Origin of the sequence: Bradyrhizobium sp. ORS 375, assembly GCF_000239775.1 — a bacterium.
In the GTDB taxonomy this organism is placed as follows: domain Bacteria; phylum Pseudomonadota; class Alphaproteobacteria; order Rhizobiales; family Xanthobacteraceae; genus Bradyrhizobium.
In genome coordinates this window covers 36,461-56,760 of record NZ_CAFI01000049.1, presented here as the reverse complement: position 1 = coordinate 56,760, position 20,300 = coordinate 36,461, and the positions used below count along the sequence as shown (strand labels likewise).

Below are 20,300 nucleotides of genomic sequence, written 5' to 3'. Positions count from 1 at the left end.
CGAATTCTTGATAGTCGGATGACAGCATGATTGGCTAGAGTGCCCAGTTATGGATCGTGGGGGATTCGCGTGAGCCGTGGGTGCACGGCGAGTCAAGAACAAGGTCTTAATTTTGGTACGAATTTTGCTCTTTCATCAATTCGGTCCGGCCCGCGCCGGGACGGAGCGAACGAGCGGACAAGAGCGAACCGCGGACGGAGACAGGAATGAGTAAGGTCGGCACGAGCGACTCGAAGAATACGCTATATTGCTCGTTCTGCGGCAAGAGCCAGCACGAAGTCCGCAAACTGATCGCAGGTCCAACCGTCTTTATCTGCGACGAGTGCGTCGAACTCTGCATGGACATCATCCGCGAGGAGAACAAGTCCTCGCTGGTCAAGTCGCGCGACGGCATTCCGACGCCGAAGGAGATCTGCAAGGTCCTCGACGATTACGTCATCGGTCAGAACCATGCGAAGAAGGTGCTCTCGGTCGCCGTTCACAACCACTACAAGCGGCTGAACCACCAGACCAAGCACTCCGACGTCGAGCTCGCGAAGTCGAACATCCTGCTGATCGGTCCGACCGGCTCGGGCAAGACGCTGCTCGCGCAGACGCTCGCCCGCATCTTGGACGTGCCGTTCACGATGGCCGACGCGACGACCCTGACCGAGGCCGGATATGTCGGTGAGGACGTCGAGAACATCATCCTGAAGCTGCTGCAGGCCGCCGACTACAATGTCGAGCGCGCGCAGCGTGGCATTGTCTACATCGACGAGATCGACAAGATCAGTCGCAAGTCCGACAATCCGTCGATCACCCGCGATGTCTCGGGCGAGGGCGTGCAGCAGGCGCTGCTCAAGATCATGGAAGGCACGGTTGCGTCGGTCCCGCCGCAGGGCGGCCGCAAGCATCCGCAGCAGGAGTTCCTGCAGGTCGACACCACCAACATCCTGTTCATCTGCGGCGGCGCGTTCTCGGGCCTTGAGAAGATCATCTCGGCGCGCGGCCGGTCGACCTCGATCGGCTTCGCCGCTCAGGTGCTGGCGCCGGAAGACCGCCGCACCGGCGAGATCTTCCGTCACGTCGAGCCTGAGGATCTCCTGAAGTACGGCCTGATCCCGGAGTTCGTCGGCCGTCTGCCGGTCGTGGCGACGCTGGAGGATCTCGACGAGAACTCGCTGAAGAAGATTCTGACCGAGCCGAAGAATGCGCTGGTGAAGCAGTATCAGCGCCTGTTCGAGATGGAGAACATCGAGCTCACCTTCGCCGACGAGGCGTTGGGTGCGGTGTCGCGCAAGGCGATCGAGCGCAAGACCGGCGCGCGCGGCCTGCGGTCGATCCTCGAGAGCATCCTGCTCGAGACGATGTTCGATCTGCCGGGTCTCGAAGGCGTCGAGGAAGTGGTCATCTCGCGCGAGGTGGTCGAAGGCACGGCCCGTCCGCTCTACATCTACGCGGATCGCTCCGATCGCGCGGTGGAAAGCAGCGCCAGCGCGTGATCCGCGCTGGCACGATCGATAGACGACCTCGATTTATCAGTTCAGCGACCGCTGCGGACGGTACGTCCGCGGCGTCGCAGCGTTTCAGTATCTCGCCGCGTAAAGCCGTATTTGGCGGGCGTTTACCGATACTTGACACCCCCCGGGTCGATAGCCACCTAATGTCGCGTGGCGATACAAATCTCAATCCCGGGATTCGCCTCATCAAACGATCCGAAATAAGCGGGCGATATCGACGCGTCAGCGAAGTCCGGATCAGATCGCACCTTGTGGCGGTTGCGCACGATGGCGGACTGCGTGCAAGGGGGCTAAACAAAAGGAACAGGCCATGACGACCCCCAAACCCCGGCCGACCATCGTCTACGGCGAGAGCCACGCCTATCCGGTGCTGCCGCTCCGCGACATCGTCGTCTTCCCGCACAACATCGTTCCGCTGTTCGTCGGCCGCGAGAAATCCATCCGCGCGCTCGAAGAGGTCATGAAGAACGACGCGCTGGTGATGCTGGCGACGCAGAAGAACGCGTCGGATGATGATCCAGCTCCGGATGCGATCTACGAGACCGGGACGCTCGCCAGCGTGCTGCAACTCCTGAAGCTGCCTGACGGCACCGTGAAGGTGCTGGTCGAGGGCCTGGAGCGCGCGCGCGTCGAGAAATACACCGATCGGGCCGACTATTACGAGGCCACCGCCGTTGCGCTCGAGGATACCGATGCGAAGTCGGTGGAAGCCGAAGCGCTCGGACGTTCCGTCGTGTCGGACTTCGAAAGCTATGTGAAGCTGAACAAGAAGATCTCGGCTGAGGTCGTCGGCGTCGTTCAGTCGATCACGGATTTCGGCAAGCTGGCCGACACTGTCGCTTCGCATCTCGCCGTCAAGATCGCCGATCGCCAGGGCATCCTGGAGACGCTGTCCGTCACCACGCGCCTGGAGAAGGTGCTGGGCCTGATGGAGAGCGAGATCTCGGTGCTGCAGGTCGAGAAGCGGATTCGTTCTCGTGTCAAACGGCAAATGGAGAAGACCCAGCGCGAGTACTACCTGAATGAGCAGATGAAGGCCATTCAGAAGGAGCTGGGTGACGAGGACGGCCGCGACGAGCTGGCCGATCTGGAAGAGCGCATCAACAAGACCAAGCTCTCCAAGGAAGCGCGCGAGAAGGCCCAGCACGAGCTGAAGAAGCTGCGCCAGATGTCGCCGATGTCCGCGGAAGCGACCGTCGTGCGCAACTACCTGGATTGGCTGCTGTCGATTCCGTGGAACAAGAAGTCCAAGGTGAAGAAGGATCTGGAGGCCGCGCAGGCGGTTCTGGATGCGGATCACTATGGTCTGGAGAAGGTCAAGGACCGCATCGTCGAGTATCTGGCGGTGCAGTCGCGCGCCAACAAGCTGACCGGCCCGATCCTGTGCCTGGTCGGACCTCCCGGCGTCGGCAAGACCTCGCTCGGCAAGTCGATCGCGAAGGCCACCGGCCGCGAGTTCGTTCGCGTGTCGCTCGGCGGCGTGCGTGACGAGGCGGAGATCCGCGGTCATCGCCGGACCTATATCGGCTCGATGCCCGGCAAGATCATCCAGTCGATGCGCAAGGCCAAGACCTCGAACCCGCTGTTCCTGCTGGACGAGATCGACAAGATGGGCTCGGACTTCCGGGGTGACCCGTCGTCGGCGCTGCTGGAGGTCCTGGACCCCGAGCAGAACACGACGTTCAACGATCACTACCTGGAGGTCGACTACGACCTGTCGAACGTGATGTTCATCACGACCGCGAATACGCTCAATATTCCCGGGCCGCTGATGGACCGCATGGAGATCATCCGCATCGCGGGCTACACCGAGACCGAAAAGGTCGAGATCGCCCGCAAGCACCTGATCCCCAGCGCGATCTCCAAGCACGGCCTGGACTCGAAGGAGTGGTCGATCGACGACGACGCGTTGCTGCTCGTGATCCGGCGCTACACCCGCGAGGCGGGCGTGCGTAACCTGGAGCGTGAGATTTCCACACTGGCCCGCAAGGCCGTGAAGGAGCTCATGATGTCCAAGAAGAAGTCGGTCAAGATCACCGAGAAGACCGTCGAGGAATTCTTGGGTGTTCCGAAGTATCGCTTCGGCGAGATCGAGAGCGACGACCAGGTCGGCATCGTGACGGGTCTGGCCTGGACGGATGTCGGCGGCGAGCTGCTGACGATCGAAGGCGTCATGATGCCCGGCAAGGGCAAGATGACGGTGACGGGCAATCTGCGCGACGTCATGAAGGAGTCGATCTCGGCGGCGGCCTCGTTCGTCCGCTCCAGGGCGATCAACTACGGCATCGAGCCGCCGTTGTTCGACCGGCGTGACATCCACGTCCACGTGCCGGAGGGGCGACCCCGAGGACGGCCCCTCGGCCGGCGTGGCCATGGCGACGACCATCATCTCGGTGATGACCGGCATCCCGGTTCGTCACGACGTCGCAATGACCGGCGAGATCACCTTGCGTGGTCGCGTGCTGCCGATCGGCGGTCTGAAGGAGAAGCTCTTGGCTGCCGCCCGCGGCGGCATCAAGACGGTGCTGATCCCCGAGGACAACGCCAAGGATCTCACGGAGATTTCCGATGCGATCAAGGGCGGCATGGAGATCATCCCGGTCTCCCGCCTCGACGACGTCGTCGCCCGGGCCCTGGTCCGCAAGCCGGTGCCGATCGTCTGGGAAGAGGACACCAAGGTGCCCGTGAAGGCCGATGGCGACGAAGCCGCCGGCGGCCTGACCGCCCACTGAGTTCTGAACCAATCCAAGGAAACGGCGCCCGAGAGGGCGCCGTTTTCGTTGATGGGCAGCGCGGGAAGGATACCCGGCTTACAAGGCGCGCGCCCGACGATCCAACTGCATCGGTTTCTCGCTGCGGCCATATGGTTCCGGCGTTGATTGCAGATCTTGCAGGGGGTAAAGAGGCGCAGCGCGCGGGCGGTCCGGAGCACCGGATGGTCCGCCATTTACTGCGGACGGGCGGTTAGCTCAGCTGGTTAGAGCATCTCGTTTACACCGAGAGGGTCGGGAGTTCGAATCTCTCACCGCCTACCAAACGCTCCCTGTCCGAAGCACGGTGTGCCGCTATTGCCGCTGGCGCGGCTTTTCCAGGCTGACGGCGATCCTTTCCAGAAGCACGTTCGTACGCTTCGTCTCGTCGATCTGCTGCTCGTACAGCTGGGCCACCTTCGTCAGCGAGCCTCGGCGAGTGAGCCAGATCCACGTCCCAATCAGGATGATGAAGGGGAGCCAGGAGACGATCAGATCCACCAGCCATTGCTGCATTACGCCCATTGCCCCGTTTGAACCTCTGCCCAAGATAGCGGCATGGGTATACCGCACCCTGACGTCGAAGCGTAGGCGCGCCGGCAGTCCACCTTTGGACAGGGTTTAGAATCCTTTTCGGTGACCGCTGCGAAAGTGTCAGAACGATTTTCCGTGGTGAGCGGCGGTTCTTCGGCTAGCTTCGCGCGAGGTAGAACATCGCGGACGACACGATGACCGACTTCCTGCGCCACTGCACCGGCGGACACGAGCGCACCATTGCCGCAGGCGCTGACCTGCTTCAGGAGGGCCACAGCACCGGCCATCTCTACATTCTGCTCGAAGGCCGGCTGGAGGTGATCAAGGCTGGCGCCACCGTGGCTGTCGTCTCGGAGCCGGGCGCGCTGTTCGGCGAGATGTCGCTGTTGCTGGAGCAGCCGCATACGGCGACCGTGCGGGCGCTCGAAGAGTGCCGGATCTACGAGATCCTGGATGCGCCGCGTTTCCTGGCCGAAAATCCCGAGGCCACGCTCGCCATCGCCCGCATGCTGGCGCAGCGGCTCAACGTCGCCAACACCTATCTTGCCGACCTCAAGCGGCAATATGCCGGCCACGGCACACATCTCGCGATGGTCGGCGACGTGCTGCAAAGCATGATCAACCTGCCGCCGCAGCAGGTCGCGCCAGGAACGGATCTGGAATCCGATCCACGGCTCTGAGCCAGTCCGGCGCTGATGTCACCGGCTGCGCCGGGCGCTGCAGGGGAGCGGCGAGATCGATCCATTCGGCTTGCCCCGCCGCCAGCCAGAACGCGCGCTGCTCGTCGGTGTCGAGCACCATGTAGGTCGGCGGGCGGCCCGGCTGCCGACCGGTGTTGAACACCCAGGTCTCACCGAGGCGATCGAACCATGAGCCGTCCTTGATGAAGGGCGACTGGTGAACATGGCCCGAGATCACCATCGCCGGCCCATGCCGCGCGATGAAGCCTTCGAGCTCGGTGTCACCGAAGAAGCGCTTGCCGCCCCAGCTCACCGGCGAGTTCGCCGGCGGGGCGTGATGTACCCAGATCCAGCGCGCCGGATGCCGGTCTGCCGCGGCGTCGAGCTGGCGTTCGATCATGGCCTTCACCTGCGGACCATCCCACCACGGGCAGACCGAAAACAGGGTGTCGCCGATCAGGATGTCGTCGCCGTCGGCTGCGATGCCGAGTTCGCGGACCGTGCCGATCCAGGCCGCGACCTTCTCTCCCTCGGCGTTGCGCTCCTCGAGGTCGTGATTGCCCGAGCAGATCATCACGCGGGTCTTGGCGGCCAGCAGCGCGAGATATTTCTTCACGACGACGATCTGGGCGCGGATGTCGACGATCGAGGCGAGGTCGAGGGCGTCTCCGGCGAAGACGACGAGCTCGAACTGGTCGGCCGCGGCGACCAGCCAGTCGAGCTGCGGCAGCGTGTAGTGAAGATCGGCAACGATGAGACAGCGCATGGAGACCCCGACGGTGTTCCATGCAAATCAGAGACGGCGCAGTCGATCAAGACGCGCGGGCCCTCGACGGAGGCCGCCTGCAGCCGGGCACCGCTGCTAGCGCGGCTGCTGCCGTGTCGGGTAGCGCGGCTGCGTCGGCCTGATCTGGTAAGACGGATAGCCTGGACTATCGGGCTGGGTGATCGGGCGCGACGGCGTGACCGGCTGGTTGAGCGGATCGGAGAACAGCGGATACTGCCGGGTCGGCACCGGTTTGCCGCTTTGTCCGCCGGCCGCCTGTGCGCTGCTCATCATGGAGAGCACCGCCAGAAGCACCAGCAAGGGACCGCATCGACCCATCCGTTGTCTCCCTACAGCGACAATGTCGTCCTGCGCGCGCCGTCTGTTTGAATCAATGTCCGTTCGCGGGGCTCGTTCCTGGCGTCATATGGACACGCTGCCGCGGCTTGCAACGCCGGGTCAGACCGCTGTCCCGAAGCCGGTCATGCCCGTTCGCGCGCGCGGATGCATCCCGGGCTCGTGCCTTGACAGAGAAGGCCGCCGCATGCGGCGATGCCGCCAGGGAACATCCATCAGACAAGGCACATCATGCAGCTGCCCCCAGGCCACGACCGCAACGCCGACCAGATCGCCTATTGGAACGGACCCGGTGGCCAGCGCTGGTCGGATCGCCAGGAGGCGCAGGATGTGCTGCTCGCGCCGGTGTCGCAGATCCTGATCGATCACATCGCCGCCGAACCGGGCGATCGCATCCTCGACATCGGCTGCGGCTGCGGCGGCCTGTCGATCGCGCTGGCCAGGCAGGTGGCGCCTGATGGAGCCGTGCTCGGCATCGACATCTCGGCGCCGATGCTGGCGCGGGCGCGTGAGGTGGCGCCGGGCGAACTTCCCATCGAGTTCGTGCTGGCTGACGCGACGGTGCATCCGTTTCCGCCGGCGAGCTTCGATCTGCTCGTCTCACGGTTCGGCGTGATGTTCTTCGCCGATCCCGTGACCTCCTTTGCCAACATGCGGCGGGCGCTGAAGCCGGACGGCCGGTTGGTGTTCGCCTGCTGGCGCGAGCCCAGGGCGAATCCCTGGATGATTGCGCCGCTGCAGGCGGTGTATCGCCATGTTCCGAAGCTGCCGGAGATGGCGCCTGAGGATCCCGGTCCGTTCGCCTTCGCCTCCGAGGCACGGGTGACACGCATTCTCACCGAGGCCGGCTTCACCGATGTCGCGATGCAGGCGCATGCGCTGTCGCTCGACATTGCACGCGGGCAGGGGCTGGATGCGGCCGTGCAGTCCGCCTTCGAGATCGGTCCCGCCAGCCTTGCGCTGGAGGGACATCCGGACGAGACCCGCGAGGCCGCGCGGCAGTCGGTCCGCGAGCTGCTGGCTCAATACCAGAACGGCGGCAACGTTACGCTGTCCGGATCGATCTGGCTGGTCACGGCGCGCGCCTGAGGGCCCGCGCCGCATCCGGCGTCAGGCGTGCTCCTCCCAGATCATCGCGAGATGCACGATGGTCTGCACCGCCTTCTCCATGTCGCGGACGCTGACCCATTCCAGCCGCGAGTGGAAGGCGTGCTCGCCGGCGAAGATGTTGGGGCAGGGCAGCCCCATGAAGGACAGTCGTGAGCCGTCGGTGCCGCCGCGGATCGAGGTGCGCACGGGCGTGAGACCGGCGCGGCGTATCGCATCCTCGGCATAGGTGACGATCTGCGGATGCAGGTCGATCACCTCCTTCATGTTGCGATACTGCGCCTTGACCTGCATCTGGTAGCTGGAGCGCGGATAGTCCCGCAGCACGTCCTTGATGATGTCCTCGAGCAGCGCCTCCTTCTGCCGCAGGCCCTGCTCGCTGAAATCGCGCACGATGAAGTCGACCCGGGCCTGCTCGAGCGTGCCGGAGATCCCGACCGGATGCAGGAAGCCCTCCTTGCCCTCGGTGGTCTCCGGCGAGCAGGTGTCCTTGGGCAGGCGCTCGACGATGGCGGACGCGATCTTGACGGCGTGCTCCATCTTGCCTTTGGCGAAGCCGGGATGGGCGCTGACGCCGTTGATGATGACCGTCGCGCCATCCGCCGAGAAGGTCTCGTCCTCGATATTTCCCGCGGTCTCGCCGTCCATCGTGTAGCCGAACTCCGCGCCGAGCTTCGTCAGGTCGACCCGGTCGACGCCGCGCCCGATCTCCTCGTCCGGGGTGAAGAGGATCTTGATCGCGCCGTGCTTGATGTCAGGGTTGCTCAGCAGGAACTGCGCCGCGTCCATGATCTCGGCGATGCCGGCCTTGTTGTCGGCGCCGAGCAGGGTGGTGCCATCGGAGGTGACGATATCCTGGCCGATCTGGGCGGCCAGCGCCGGATGATCGGGGGGGCGGATCACCTGGCTGGGGTCACCCGGCAGCACGATGTCGCCGCCCTGATAGCTGCGTACGATCTGCGGCTTCACGTCCGCGCCGGAGCAGTCGGGTGAGGTGTCCATGTGCGAGCAGAAGCAGATCACCGGAACGGTCTTGTCGGTGGTGGCCGGGATCGTTGCATAGACATAGCCGTGCTCGTCCATATGCGCGTCCGACAGGCCCATGGCCTGCAGCTCGGCGGCGAGCAGGCGGCCGAGATTCTTCTGCTTCAGCGTGGAGGGGCAGGTCGGGGAGGTGGGATCCGACTGCGTGTCGATCACGACATAGCGGAGAAAGCGCTCGGTGACGGAGTGCGTATAGCTCTGAAACAGGTCGGACATGGGCACCACGAGAGGAGAGGGGGGAGGATTATAATACCTAACGCGTATACTAGTATATCAATTGGTATACTTCATGCCACCGATGGGCTTGGTTCGCTGGCCCCCGTGTCTGCCGGTGCTCACCCGACGCGCGAGCTTGTCCCCGAGGATTGCCGTTGGGATATATCAGGGCAGCGTCTGGCCGACGACCTGCCTCGAGGGACTCGGACCCATTCTTGTTGCGCAGGTGTTGCCCGATTCGCTCACCCGTTCCGAACCATCTCTCTTGGTCTGCGGCGGGGCTAGCCTGGTGGACCGTAACGCCGCGCTTTGGCGATCGGACGCGCGCACCTGTGCCTTTTCCGTCCGCTGTTGAGTCGCGGTCAACGGGCTCAGGAGCGTTCGTTTCTGCCGTCCTCCACGAAGCTGACCGCGCCCATCCTCTTTTGACGGCCTGAGCGACGCCGGCTGCAGGATTCGGGCGGATGCTGGGAGGGACGACCCTCGCAGCCATGCTGCATTGCCCGGCCATCAAGACTTCTCACAAGTTGGAGTTCATTGGCCTTGACTTCGAAACTTCCCCCCTTTAAGTCGCACTCCTCCGCGGATTTCGCGATCACGCGGGAGTAGCTCAGTTGGTTAGAGCGCCGGCCTGTCACGCCGGAGGTCGCGGGTTCGAGCCCCGTCTCTCGCGCCATTTCGATGGCCCATCCCCCAAGATCGTTTTGCTTCCGAATTGCCAGCGCCCATCGGCTGCGATGGATCCTATCGCCTGTCGAGCACGCTGGGTTCTACGGTCCTGGCCGCCATCCTGATCCCCAAAAGCAAAGGCCGCCGAAGCGGCGGCCTCAAACAGACGCAAGCTGCGGAACTGCGCAGGGATCAGCGAACCATCGGCTCGCTCGCGCTCGTCACGGCGACCGGCTTGCCGGCCTTGACCACCGCATGCGAGGCGGTCTGGCTGTAGTTGACGCTGGTGCGGGCCGCGATCCCGAAGGCGGTCACGGCGATGCCTGCAATCAGGGCCACGACGACAATCTTCAGATGGGTCGAGCGGTCAGCGGAATGGATCGAGTGGTTCATGTCAGCCTCCCGGCGTCTCAGAGCGCCACTTTGTTGCCGGGATGTGTACCGCCGCTTTGTTTCGATCCGGTTTCTTCGTTTCCTCAAAATGGTTTCATCGGTTGCAGGATCGGCTTCGGCAATCGACGGTACACGGGCCAGCTCAGCTGGGCTGCGCCGGCCGGTCCACTGACCGCGATCCGGCCGTTTATGCGCCGCAGCTCTGCGCCTCCGGCGACTTGATTCGACGGCCGCTCGTCTCCATCTGGCTCGATAACGGAAGCGCATCGGGCCATTGGCTGTTCGCAACAGATCGCGGCTCGCGCAGAGTTTCGCATTCCGTCTCCGACGAGTTCTGGCCTGCGCACAACGCCGTGCGTGCTCGTGATTGCTGACCCTGTCAGCATTCCTCGACGTCAGGTGCGACACCGTATTGCTGCGGGCCCCGGATGCGCATGGCGCGCCGCTGCCGCGATCGCCGTCATGCCCTGTGTGTCCGGGTTTCCGCAATGTGGGGAGGGATGGCGGCGGTGAGACGGGCTTGTCTTGCGCGGCTTGGTGCGCTGCGCTAAGGCTTCGACCAATTCCAATGCAGCGAGTCTGCGGTTTGCACCGAAACCGCAGAGGAAAGTGGCGCCGATGACCGGCATCCTTCAGAACTATCTCCCCCTCGTCGTCTTCATAGGTGTCGCAGCCATCATCGGGGTGGTGCTGCTGATCGCGCCGTTCCTGGTCGCCTACCAGCAGCCTGATCCCGAGAAGCTCTCCGCGTACGAATGCGGCTTCAACGCGTTCGACGACGCCCGCATGAAGTTCGATGTCCGCTTCTACCTGGTTGCCATCCTTTTCATCATCTTCGACCTCGAAGTCGCCTTCCTGTTCCCCTGGGCAGTCGCATTCGGCAAGCTCGGCGCGGCCGGCTTCTGGTCGATGCTGGTGTTCCTGGCCGTGCTGACGGTCGGGTTTGCCTACGAATGGAAGAAAGGCGCGCTTGAATGGGATTGAGCCCGACCCCGTCCTCCGGTCCGGTGATCGCACCGGCCCCGAAGGGCATTCTCGATCCCGCGACCGGCAGGCCTGTTGGTGCCAACGACCCGTATTTCCTCGAGGTCAAGCACGAACTGTCGGACAAGGGATTCTTCGTCGCCACCGCTGACGATCTCATCACCTGGGCCCGCACCGGCTCCTTGATGTGGATGACGTTCGGCCTGGCCTGCTGCGCCGTCGAGATGATGCAGGTCTCGATGCCGCGCTACGACGTCGAGCGCTTCGGCTTCGCGCCGCGTGCCTCGCCGCGCCAGTCCGACGTGATGATCGTCGCGGGCACCCTGACCAACAAGATGGCGCCGGCGCTGCGCAAGGTCTACGACCAGATGCCGGAGCCGCGCTACGTCATCTCGATGGGCTCCTGCGCCAATGGCGGCGGCTACTACCACTATTCCTATTCGGTGGTCCGCGGCTGCGATCGCATCGTTCCCATTGATATCTATGTGCCCGGCTGTCCGCCGACCGCGGAAGCGCTGCTGTACGGTGTTCTGCTCTTGCAGAAGAAGATCCGTCGCACCGGCACCATCGAACGCTGAAGGTTTTGGTCATGGACGACGGCAGGCTCGACGCCCTTGGGCAGACGATCGTGAGCGCGCTTCCGGGCGCGGCGCTCGGCCATTCGGTCGCTTTCAACCAGCTCACGGTCAACGTCGATCCGGCCCGGATCGTCGAGGTCGTGAAGTATCTGCGCGATGATCCGGCCTGCCGCTTCATCAACTTCACCGACATCACGGCAGTCGACTACCCCGAGCGCGCCAAGCGCTTCGAGGTCGTCTACCACTTCCTGTCGCCGACGCTGAATACCCGCATCCGGCTCAAGGCCGAAGCCGACGAGATGACGCAGGTGCCCTCGATCATCGACGTCTTTCCGGGCGCCGACTGGTTTGAGCGCGAGGCCTATGACCTATACGGCGTGATCTTCGTCGGCCATCCCGACATGCGCCGGCTGCTGACCGACTACGGCTTCGACGGCCATCCGCTGCGCAAGGACTTCCCGACCACGGGCTTCGTCGAGGTCCGCTACGATGACCAAGAGAAGCGGGTGATCTACGAGCCGGTCCGGCTCAACCAGGAATTCCGCAAGTTCGATTTTCTCTCGCCCTGGGAAGGCGCGGACTATCCGCTGCCTGGCGATGAGAAAGCGACCAAGTGAGTGGGAGCGCAGGCATGAACGAGCAGAGCCCCGCACTTCGCAATTTCACGATCAACTTCGGTCCGCAGCATCCGGCGGCGCATGGCGTCCTTCGTCTCGTCCTTGAGCTGGACGGCGAGGTCGTCGAGCGTGTCGACCCGCATATCGGCCTGCTCCACCGCGGCACCGAGAAGCTGATCGAGACCAAGACCTATCTGCAGGCGATGCCGTACTTCGATCGGCTCGACTACGTCGCGCCGATGAACCAGGAGCATGCGTTCTGCCTCGCCGCCGAGCGGCTGCTCGGCATCGAGGTGCCGCGCCGCGGCCAGCTGATCCGCGTGCTGTACTCCGAGATCGGCCGTCTGCTGTCGCATCTTTTGAACGTCACGACGCAGGCGATGGACGTCGGCGCGCTGACCCCGCCGCTGTGGGGCTTCGAAGAGCGCGAGAAGCTGATGGTGTTCTATGAGCGCGCCTCCGGCTCGCGCATGCACGCCAACTACTTCCGCATCGGCGGCGTCCACCAGGATCTGCCGACCAAGCTGATCGACGATATCGACGCGTTCTGCGACCCGTTCCTCAAGGTCGTGGACGATCTCGACCAACTGCTGACCGGCAACCGCATCTTCAAGCAGCGCAACGTCGACATCGGCGTGGTGACCCTGAAGCAAGCCTGGGAGTGGGGCTTCTCCGGCGTGATGGTACGCGGCTCCGGCGCCGCCTGGGACCTGCGCAAGTCGCAGCCTTACGACGTCTATGCCGAGATGGACTTCGACATTCCGATCGGCAAGAACGGCGACTGCTACGATCGCTATCTGATCCGCATGGAGGAGATGCGTCAGTCCGTCCGCATTATGAAGCAGTGCATCGCCAAGCTGCGTGCGCCGGACGGGCAGGGCCCGGTGCTGATCACCGACAACAAGATCGCGCCGCCGCGCCGCGGTGAGATGAAGCGCTCGATGGAAGCGCTGATCCACCATTTCAAGCTCTACACCGAGGGCGTCCACGTGCCGGCCGGCGAGATCTATGCGGCCGTCGAGGCGCCGAAGGGCGAGTTCGGCGTCTACCTGGTCGCCGACGGCACCAACAAGCCGTACAAGTGCAAGATCCGCGCGCCGGGCTTCGCCCACCTGCAGGCGATGGACTTCCTCTGCCGCGGCCATCTGCTCGCCGACGTCTCGGCCATCCTCGGCTCGCTCGACATCGTGTTCGGAGAGGTGGATCGCTGATGGGCCATGCGCCGATCCAGTTCGATCGTGCGTCCGGAGCGCTCGAAGGAGCGAACCTCTGGGAGCGCACGGCTGCATTGGCGCTGTCTACCGGCTCGAAGATCTCCTCGCACTTTTCGCATCGCGGCTACAACCGCTGCGCCAATCTCTTGCGCCTCGCGCTGCCGGAGCGCAATCTCGCGGTGAAGCTCAACCAGGATGCGGTGTTCGAGTTTCCTTACGGCGACGGCTATTGGAGCAAGCTGCTCAACCGTTCCTACCACTACGAGGACGAGCTCGAGCTGCTGTTTCTCGGAGCTGTCGACGTCGACTACACCTTCATCGATGGCGGCGCCAATTACGGCTACTGGTCGGTGCTGGTGTCGAGCGCGCCCTATGGATCGCATAAGGCGATCGCGATCGAGCCGTCGTCGGCGAACTTCGCCAAGCTCGCCAACAATTCCATGATCAATGGCGGCCGCTTCGAGGTGATGAAATGCGCCATCGGCGAGCGGCGGGGCGTCGCTCACCTGACCGGCACCAAGCACGAGGCCTTCAGCATCGCCGGTGGTGATGCTGGTGGCGAGCCGGTCCCGGTGATGGCGCTCGACGATCTCATCGACGAGGGCAAGGTCACAGCCTCCGGCAAGTATCTGATCAAGCTCGACGTCGAGGGCGTCGAGATCGAGGCGATCAAGGGCGGGGCGCGGCTGCTGGAGACCGACAGCATGATCCTGTGCGAGGAGCACGGGCAGGACCGTAATCATACGGTCTCGCGCTACATCCTCGATCATACGCCGATGCAACTGATGGTCTACGACCCCGCGAGCGGCCGGTTCGAGACCGTGACCGAATTGTCGATCCTCGACCGCATCAAGGTGTCCGCGCACGTCGGCTATAACGTGTTCGGAACTGCAAGTGCCTTCTGGCAGAATCGCGTCGCAGCGCTCAATGCAAGTGCCGCGCGCCGCATGCAATGAAAGACTAGAGAGCCATGTCCGTCCGTCGTCTTGCCCCGAAGGAAGTCCAGCCCGCGAGCTTTGCGTTCACGGATGAAAACCTCGCCTTCGCCAGGGCCCAGATCGCCAAATATCCGGAAGGCCGCCAGGCCTCGGCCGTGATCGCGATCCTGTGGCGTGCGCAGGAGCAGAACGAGGGCTGGGTCTCGGAAGCGGCCATCCGCGTCGTCGCCGACATGCTCGGCATGCCCTATATCCGCGTGCTCGAGGTCGCGACCTTCTACACGATGTTCCAGCTGCAGCCGGTCGGCAAGAAGGCGCATGTGCAGGTCTGCGGCACCACGCCGTGCCGGCTGCGCGGCGCCGAGGAGCTGATCGAGGTCTGCAAGCACCGCATCCATCACGACCCGTTCCACCTGTCCAAGGACGGCGACTTCAGCTGGGAGGAAGTCGAGTGCCTGGGCGCCTGTGTGAATGCGCCGATGGTGCAGATCTGGAAGGATACCTATGAGGACCTGACGCCGGAAAGCTTCGGCAAGGTGCTCGACGGCTTCGCGACCGGCAATCTGCCGACGCCGGGCCCGCAGAACGGTCGCCAGTTCTCGGCGCCGGCGGGCGGGCCGACGACGCTGAAGGAGAAGACATGAGCCGCAATCGCACCCGCGTTGCGGCCCTGGGCGAAGAGGGCGCCGCGATGAAGAATTGGCGCTACGTGGCGCTGCACACGCTCGCAGCCGCCGCTTTCATTTTCGTACTGCAGCGGTTCGCGCTGAACGCGACGCTGGAGTCCAGTCTGCTGTGGGCCTTGGTGTTCGGCGGCTGCGCCGCCTTCATCGCCACCATGCAGTCGAACCGCTGATGTCAGAGGAAGCCGTCTGATGCTCGACGACAAGGACCGCATCTTCACTAACCTCTACGGCCTGCACGATTGGGGCCTCGAAGGCGCGCGCCGGCGCGGCAGCTGGGACGGCACCAAGGGGCTGATCGAGAAGGGTCGCGACTGGATCATCAACGAGATGAAGGCGTCGGGCCTGCGCGGCCGCGGCGGCGCTGGCTTCCCGACCGGATTGAAATGGTCGTTCATGCCGAAGGAATCGACCGACGGCCGGCCGAGCTACCTCGTCGTCAACGCCGACGAGTCCGAGCCCGGCACCTGCAAGGATCGTGAGATCATGCGGCACGATCCGCATCATCTCGTCGAGGGCTGCCTGCTCGCCAGCTTCGCGATGAACGCCCATGCCTGCTACATCTATGTTCGCGGCGAGTTCATCCGTGAGCGCGAGCGGCTGCAGGCGGCGATCGACCAGGCCTATGAGGCCAACCTGATCGGCAAGAACAACATCCATGGCTGGCCGTTCGATCTCTACGTCGCCCATGGCGCCGGCGCCTATATCTGCGGCGAGGAGACCGCGCTGCTCGAAAGCCTCGAGGGCAAGAAGGGCCAGCCGCGGCTGAAGCCGCCATTCCCCGCGAATGTCGGCCTCTATGGCTGCCCGACTACGGTCAACAACGTGGAGTCGATCGCGGTCGCGCCGACCATCCTGCGCCGTGGCGCCTCGTGGTTCGCCGGCATCGGCCGTCCGAACAATGTCGGCACCAAACTGTTCTGCATCTCCGGTCACGTCGAGCGGCCCTGCAACGTCGAGGAGGCGATGGGGATCCCGTTCCGCGAGCTGATCGAGAAGCATTGCGGCGGCATCCGTGGCGGCTGGGACAATCTGAAGGCGGTCATTCCCGGCGGCTCGTCGGTGCGCATGGTGCCGGCCGAGCAGATCATCGACACGCCGATGGATTTCGACAGCCTGTCGAAGCTGCGCTCCGGCTTGGGCACCGCGGCCGTGATCGTGATGGACAAGTCGACCGATCTGATCCGGGCGATTGCGCGCATCTCCTATTTCTACAAGCATGAGAGCTGCGGCCAGTGCACGCCGTGCCGCGAGGGTACCGGCTGGATGTGGCGCGTGCTGACCCGCATGGCCGAGGGCCGCGCCCACAAGCGCGAGATCGACATGCTGCTGGAGGTCACCAAGCAGATCGAGGGCCACACGATCTGCGCGCTGGGCGACGCCGCGGCCTGGCCGATCCAGGGCCTGATCACGCATTTCCGTCACGAGATCGAAGCGCGCATCGACCAGTATTCGCACAAGGCCGATGTCGACGACGTCGGCATGCGCGATCCCGCGCACATGGTGGCGGCGGAGTAGGTGATGGCGGTCCTGTCCGCCAGCAAGGTTTTCCGTCGTGCTTGCGCCCTCACGGCGCGCGGCGCGGTGGTCCGTGGTTTGAGAGAGATGTGAGGCAATGACCAAGATCATCATCGATGGCAAAGAGATCGATGTGCCGCCGGAGTACACGCTGCTGCAGGCGTGCGAGGCGGCGGGCGCCGAGATTCCGCGCTTCTGCTATCACGAGCGGCTGTCGATCGCCGGCAACTGCCGGATGTGCCTCGTCGAGGTGAAGGGCGGACCGAAGCCGGTCGCGAGCTGCGCCTGGGGCGTGCGCGATTGCCGGCCGGGACCGAAGGGCGAGCCGCCGGAAATCTCGACGCGGTCGCCGATGGTCAAGAAGGCACGCGAAGGCGTGATGGAATTCCTTCTGATCAACCATCCGCTGGACTGCCCGATCTGCGACCAGGGCGGCGAGTGCGACCTGCAGGACCAGGCGATGGGCTATGGTGTCGACACCAGCCGCTACGCCGAGAACAAGCGCGCCGTCGAGGACAAATATCTCGGTGCGCTGGTCAAGACCTCGATGACCCGCTGCATCCAGTGCACGCGCTGCGTCCGCTTCTCCGCTGAAGTCTGCGGCGTGCCGGAAATGGGCGCGACGGGCCGCGGCGAGGACATGGAGATCACGACCTATCTCGAGCAGGCGCTGAGCTCGGAGCTGCAGGGCAATCTGGTCGACATCTGCCCGGTCGGCGCGCTGACCTCCAAGCCTTACGCCTTCGCGGCGCGTCCGTGGGAGCTCGGCAAGACGCAGTCGATCGACGTGATGGATGGTCTCGGCTCGGCGATCCGCGTCGATACCCGCGGCCGCGAGGTGATGCGCATCCTGCCGCGCATCAACGACGCCGTGAACGAGGAGTGGATCTCCGACAAGACGCGCCATGTCGTCGACGGCCTGCGCACGCAGCGGCTCGATCGTCCCTACGTCCGCGAGGACGGCAAGCTGCGCCCGGCGACCTGGCCGGAGGCGTTCAAGGCGATCGCCGCAAAGCTCTCCCGCATCGACGGCAAGCGCATCGGGGCCATCGCGGGCGATCTCGCCGCAGTCGAGGAGATGTACGCGCTGAAGGATCTGCTCGCCAAGCTCGGCTCGACCAATGTGGCCGTGCAGGGCGGTGACAGCTTCGACGCCAAGCTTGGCCGCGCGTCCTATCTGTTCAATCCGACCATCGCCGGCATCGAGCAGGCCGACGCGATCCTGATCATCGGCGCCAATCCGCGCAAGGAAGCGGCCGTGCTGAACGCCCGCATCCGCAAGCGCTGGCGCTCGGGCCAGCTCAAGGTCGGTCTGGTCGGCCCCAAGGCCGATCTCACTTACGCCTATGAGCACATCGGCGCGGGCACGGACTCGCTCAGCGACGTCGCCGCCGGCAAGCATTCCTTCGCCACCGCCTTCCGCAACGCCAAGAACCCGATCGTGCTGGTCGGCGCTGGCGCGGCCGCGCGCCATGACGGCGGGGCGATCCTGGCGCTCGCCGCCAAGATCGCGATGGACGTCAACGCCGTGCGCGACGACTGGAACGGCTTTGCCGTGCTGCACGACACCGCGTCGCGCGTCGGCGCGCTGGACATCGGCTTCAACGGCACCGGGCTCACGGGCGCCCAGATGACCACCTTCGGCACCATGGACGTGATGTTCCTGCTCGGCGCCGACGAGGTCGAGGTGCCCGAGGGCGTGTTCACCGTCTACATCGGCACCCATGGCGACCGCGGCGCGCATCGCGCCGACGTCATCCTGCCGGGCGCCGCCTACACCGAGAAGTCCGGCCTCTACGTCAACACCGAGGGCCGGGTGCAGATCGCGGCGCGCGCGTCGTTCCCGCCGGGTGAGGCCCGCGAGGACTGGGCGATCATCCGCGCGCTGTCCGACGTGCTCGGCCGCAAGCTCGGCTACGACTCGCTCGCGGCTCTCCGGGCCGAAATCATCAAGGCGGTGCCGCATCTCGGTCGCATCGACCAGATCGAGGCCGGGAAGATCGCCGACATCAAGACCCTGGCGGGCAAGGGCGGCAGCCTGGAAAAGGCGCCGTTCAAGCCTGTCATCGACGACTTCTATCTCACCAATCCGATCGCGCGCGCCTCGGCGGTCATGGCGGAATGCTCCCGCCTGGCCTCCGGGCAGATGCTGACGGCAGCGGAGTGAGGGTGACCTGATGGCTGATTTCTTCGCAAGCTCGTTCTGGACCGGCTTCCTCTGGCCGCTGATCATCATGATCGCGCAGAGCGTGCTGCTCCTCGTCGTCCTCCTGGTCGCGATCGCCTACATCCTGCTCGCCGACCGCAAGATCTGGGCGGCGGTGCAGATCCGCAGGGGTCCGAACGTGGTCGGGCCCTGGGGCCTGTTCCAGTCGTTCGCCGACTTGCTGAAATTCGTGCTCAAGGAGCCGATCATTCCGGCCGGCGCCAATAAGGGCGTATTCCTGCTGGCGCCGCTGGTGTCCTGCGTGCTCGCTCTGGCGGCCTGGGCTGTCATCCCGACCAATCTCGGCTGGGCGATCGCCGACATCAATGTCGGCATCCTCTTCATCTTCGCGATCTCGTCGCTGTCGATCTACGGCATCATCATGGCCGGCTGGTCGTCGAACTCGAAATACCCGTTCCTGGCGGCGCTCCGCTCGGCGGCGCAGATGGTGTCCTACGAGGTCTCGATCGGCTTCGTGATCATCACCGTGCTGCTCTGTGCCGGCACGCTGAATCTCTCGGCGGTCGTCGAGGCGCAGCATGCGCGCGGACTCGCCAGCCTGATCGGCCTGCCGCAGCTGACGATCCTGAACTGGTACGTCTGGCCGCTGTTCCCGATGTTCGTGGTGTTCTACGTCTCGGCGCTGGCCGAGACCAACCGCCCGCCCTTCGACCTGGTCGAGGCGGAATCGGAGCTCGTCGCCGGCTTCATGGTCGAATACGGCTCGACGCCGTATCTCCTCTTCATGCTCGGCGAATATGTCGCGATCACCACGATGTGTGCCCTGGCGACGATCCTGTTCCTGGGCGGCTGGCTGCCGCCGATCGACGTGGCGCCGTTCAACTGGGTGCCGGGCGTGATCTGGTTCTCGCTGAAGCTGTTCTTCATGTTCTTCCTGATCGCGATGGCGAAAGCGATCGTGCCGCGCTACCGCTACGACCAGTTGATGCGACTCGGTTGGAAGGTGTTCCTGCCGCTGTCGCTGGTCATGGTGGTCGTTGTCGCGGGCGTACTGCACTTCGCCGGCATCGCGCCGAAATGAGGCTGTCATGAACATCTCCGCCACTGCACGGTCGCTGCTGCTGCAGGAGTTCGTCTCCGCGTTCTTCCTCGCGATGCGCTACTTCTTCCAGCCCAAGCCGACCCTGAACTACCCGTTCGAGAAGGGCCCCCTTTCGCCGCGCTTCCGCGGCGAGCATGCGTTGCGCCGCTACCCGAACGGCGAAGAGCGCTGCATCGCCTGCAAGCTCTGTGAGGCCGTCTGCCCGGCGCAGGCGATCACCATCGAGGCCGGCCCGCGCCGCAACGACGGCACCCGCCGCACGGTGCGCTACGACATCGACATGGTGAAGTGCATCTATTGCGGCCTGTGCCAGGAAGCCTGTCCGGTGGACGCCATCGTCGAGGGACCGAACTTCGAGTTCGCGACCGAGACCCGCGAGGAGCTCTACTATGACAAGGCCAAGCTGCTCGCGAACGGCGACCGCTGGGAGCGCGAGATCTCCAAAGCCATCGCGCTCGACGCGCCGTACCGCTGAGGCCGTCCG

19 protein-coding genes, 2 tRNA genes and 1 pseudogene are annotated in these 20,300 nt (G+C 64.5%); 17 read left to right on the top strand and 5 right to left on the bottom strand.

Annotation, left to right across the window (positions count from 1 at the left end; translation table 11 throughout):
- The first annotated feature begins 206 nt into the window (after window positions 1-206).
- The 3 genes and pseudogenes from clpX to BRAO375_RS04490 all read left to right on the top strand — a co-directional run bounded on the left by clpX (window position 207) and on the right by BRAO375_RS04490 (window position 4,534).
- Window positions 207-1,481 carry an ATP-dependent Clp protease ATP-binding subunit ClpX gene (gene clpX / locus BRAO375_RS04500; RefSeq protein ID WP_009026267.1) on the top strand — a complete coding sequence of 425 codons (1,275 nt, stop codon included), beginning with the start codon at window positions 207-209 and terminating at the stop codon, window positions 1,479-1,481.
- Between the two features lie 328 nt (window positions 1,482-1,809).
- Window positions 1,810-4,231: pseudogene (gene lon / locus BRAO375_RS04495) on the top strand (endopeptidase La).
- A gap of 226 nt (window positions 4,232-4,457) precedes the next feature.
- Window positions 4,458-4,534: transfer RNA gene (locus BRAO375_RS04490), tRNA-Val, on the top strand.
- Between the two features lie 30 nt (window positions 4,535-4,564).
- Here BRAO375_RS04490 and BRAO375_RS04485 read toward each other — a convergent pair.
- Window positions 4,565-4,765 carry a hypothetical protein gene (locus tag BRAO375_RS04485; RefSeq protein ID WP_009026265.1) on the bottom strand — a complete coding sequence of 67 codons (201 nt, stop codon included), beginning with the start codon at window positions 4,763-4,765 and terminating at the stop codon, window positions 4,565-4,567.
- 212 nt (window positions 4,766-4,977) lie between these two features.
- Between BRAO375_RS04485 and BRAO375_RS04480 the strand changes: the two genes are divergently transcribed.
- Window positions 4,978-5,463 carry a Crp/Fnr family transcriptional regulator gene (locus BRAO375_RS04480; RefSeq protein ID WP_009026264.1) on the top strand — a complete coding sequence of 162 codons (486 nt, stop codon included), beginning with the start codon at window positions 4,978-4,980 and terminating at the stop codon, window positions 5,461-5,463.
- Here the strand turns inward: BRAO375_RS04480 and BRAO375_RS04475 are convergent.
- Window positions 5,402-6,229, bottom strand: a complete 828-nt coding sequence (locus BRAO375_RS04475; protein ID WP_009026263.1) for a metallophosphoesterase family protein — start codon at window positions 6,227-6,229, stop codon at window positions 5,402-5,404. The two genes, BRAO375_RS04480 and BRAO375_RS04475, sit on opposite strands and share 62 nt — an antisense overlap.
- 96 nt (window positions 6,230-6,325) lie before the next feature.
- Entirely contained in the window at window positions 6,326-6,544 is a 219-nt protein-coding gene (locus tag BRAO375_RS04470) for a hypothetical protein (protein WP_244423115.1), read from the bottom strand.
- 273 nt (window positions 6,545-6,817) lie between these two features.
- Between BRAO375_RS04470 and BRAO375_RS04465 the strand changes: the two genes are divergently transcribed.
- On the top strand, window positions 6,818-7,675 hold the full coding sequence (locus tag BRAO375_RS04465; protein ID WP_009026261.1) for a class I SAM-dependent methyltransferase: 858 nt from the start codon (window positions 6,818-6,820) through the stop codon (window positions 7,673-7,675).
- Window positions 7,676-7,696: 21 nt separating this feature from the next.
- Here the strand turns inward: BRAO375_RS04465 and pepT are convergent, their stop codons facing one another.
- Window positions 7,697-8,953: a peptidase T gene (gene pepT, locus BRAO375_RS04460; protein ID WP_009026260.1), complete on the bottom strand. Its 1,257-nt coding sequence runs from the start codon at window positions 8,951-8,953 to the stop codon at window positions 7,697-7,699.
- Between the two features lie 599 nt (window positions 8,954-9,552).
- Here pepT and BRAO375_RS04455 point away from each other — a divergent pair.
- Window positions 9,553-9,629 (top strand) — tRNA-Asp (locus BRAO375_RS04455).
- A gap of 185 nt (window positions 9,630-9,814) precedes the next feature.
- On the opposite strand, the gene BRAO375_RS04450 is transcribed toward BRAO375_RS04455, so the two are convergent.
- Window positions 9,815-10,015 (bottom strand): hypothetical protein, encoded by a 201-nt coding sequence (locus tag BRAO375_RS04450; RefSeq protein WP_009026257.1) that lies wholly within the window; start codon window positions 10,013-10,015, stop codon window positions 9,815-9,817.
- Between the two features lie 618 nt (window positions 10,016-10,633).
- Between BRAO375_RS04450 and BRAO375_RS04445 the strand changes: the two genes are divergently transcribed.
- From BRAO375_RS04445 to nuoI, 11 genes are all read left to right on the top strand, one after another.
- Entirely contained in the window at window positions 10,634-10,999 is a 366-nt protein-coding gene (locus BRAO375_RS04445) for an NADH-quinone oxidoreductase subunit A (protein WP_008964559.1), read from the top strand.
- Window positions 10,996-11,577, top strand: a complete 582-nt coding sequence (locus BRAO375_RS04440) for a NuoB/complex I 20 kDa subunit family protein (RefSeq protein WP_006611012.1) — start codon at window positions 10,996-10,998, stop codon at window positions 11,575-11,577. The genes BRAO375_RS04445 and BRAO375_RS04440 overlap by 4 nt, the downstream gene beginning before the upstream one ends.
- An 11-nt stretch (window positions 11,578-11,588) precedes the next feature.
- A complete protein-coding gene (locus tag BRAO375_RS04435; protein WP_009026256.1) occupies window positions 11,589-12,194 on the top strand; it encodes an NADH-quinone oxidoreductase subunit C in 606 nt (201 codons plus the stop codon).
- Between the two features lie 14 nt (window positions 12,195-12,208).
- Entirely contained in the window at window positions 12,209-13,405 is a 1,197-nt protein-coding gene (locus BRAO375_RS04430) for an NADH-quinone oxidoreductase subunit D (RefSeq protein ID WP_009026255.1), read from the top strand.
- Window positions 13,405-14,364, top strand: a complete 960-nt coding sequence (locus tag BRAO375_RS04425) for an FkbM family methyltransferase (RefSeq protein ID WP_009026254.1) — start codon at window positions 13,405-13,407, stop codon at window positions 14,362-14,364. Before BRAO375_RS04430 ends, BRAO375_RS04425 begins: the two co-directional genes overlap by 1 nt.
- A gap of 14 nt (window positions 14,365-14,378) precedes the next feature.
- A complete protein-coding gene (gene nuoE, locus BRAO375_RS04420) occupies window positions 14,379-14,990 on the top strand; it encodes an NADH-quinone oxidoreductase subunit NuoE (RefSeq protein WP_009026253.1) in 612 nt (203 codons plus the stop codon).
- Complete coding sequence (locus BRAO375_RS04415; protein ID WP_009026252.1) at window positions 14,987-15,202, top strand: hypothetical protein; 216 nt, start codon at window positions 14,987-14,989, stop codon at window positions 15,200-15,202. Before nuoE ends, BRAO375_RS04415 begins: the two co-directional genes overlap by 4 nt.
- A 19-nt stretch (window positions 15,203-15,221) precedes the next feature.
- Entirely contained in the window at window positions 15,222-16,547 is a 1,326-nt protein-coding gene (gene nuoF / locus BRAO375_RS04410) for an NADH-quinone oxidoreductase subunit NuoF (protein WP_009026251.1), read from the top strand.
- Between the two features lie 97 nt (window positions 16,548-16,644).
- Window positions 16,645-18,714, top strand: a complete 2,070-nt coding sequence (gene nuoG, locus BRAO375_RS04405) for an NADH-quinone oxidoreductase subunit NuoG (protein ID WP_009026250.1) — start codon at window positions 16,645-16,647, stop codon at window positions 18,712-18,714.
- A gap of 10 nt (window positions 18,715-18,724) precedes the next feature.
- Entirely contained in the window at window positions 18,725-19,795 is a 1,071-nt protein-coding gene (nuoH, locus tag BRAO375_RS04400; protein WP_006611004.1) for an NADH-quinone oxidoreductase subunit NuoH, read from the top strand.
- Window positions 19,796-19,802: 7 nt separating this feature from the next.
- Complete coding sequence (nuoI, locus tag BRAO375_RS04395) at window positions 19,803-20,291, top strand: NADH-quinone oxidoreductase subunit NuoI (RefSeq protein ID WP_009026249.1); 489 nt, start codon at window positions 19,803-19,805, stop codon at window positions 20,289-20,291.
- The last annotated feature ends 9 nt before the right edge of the window (window positions 20,292-20,300 follow it).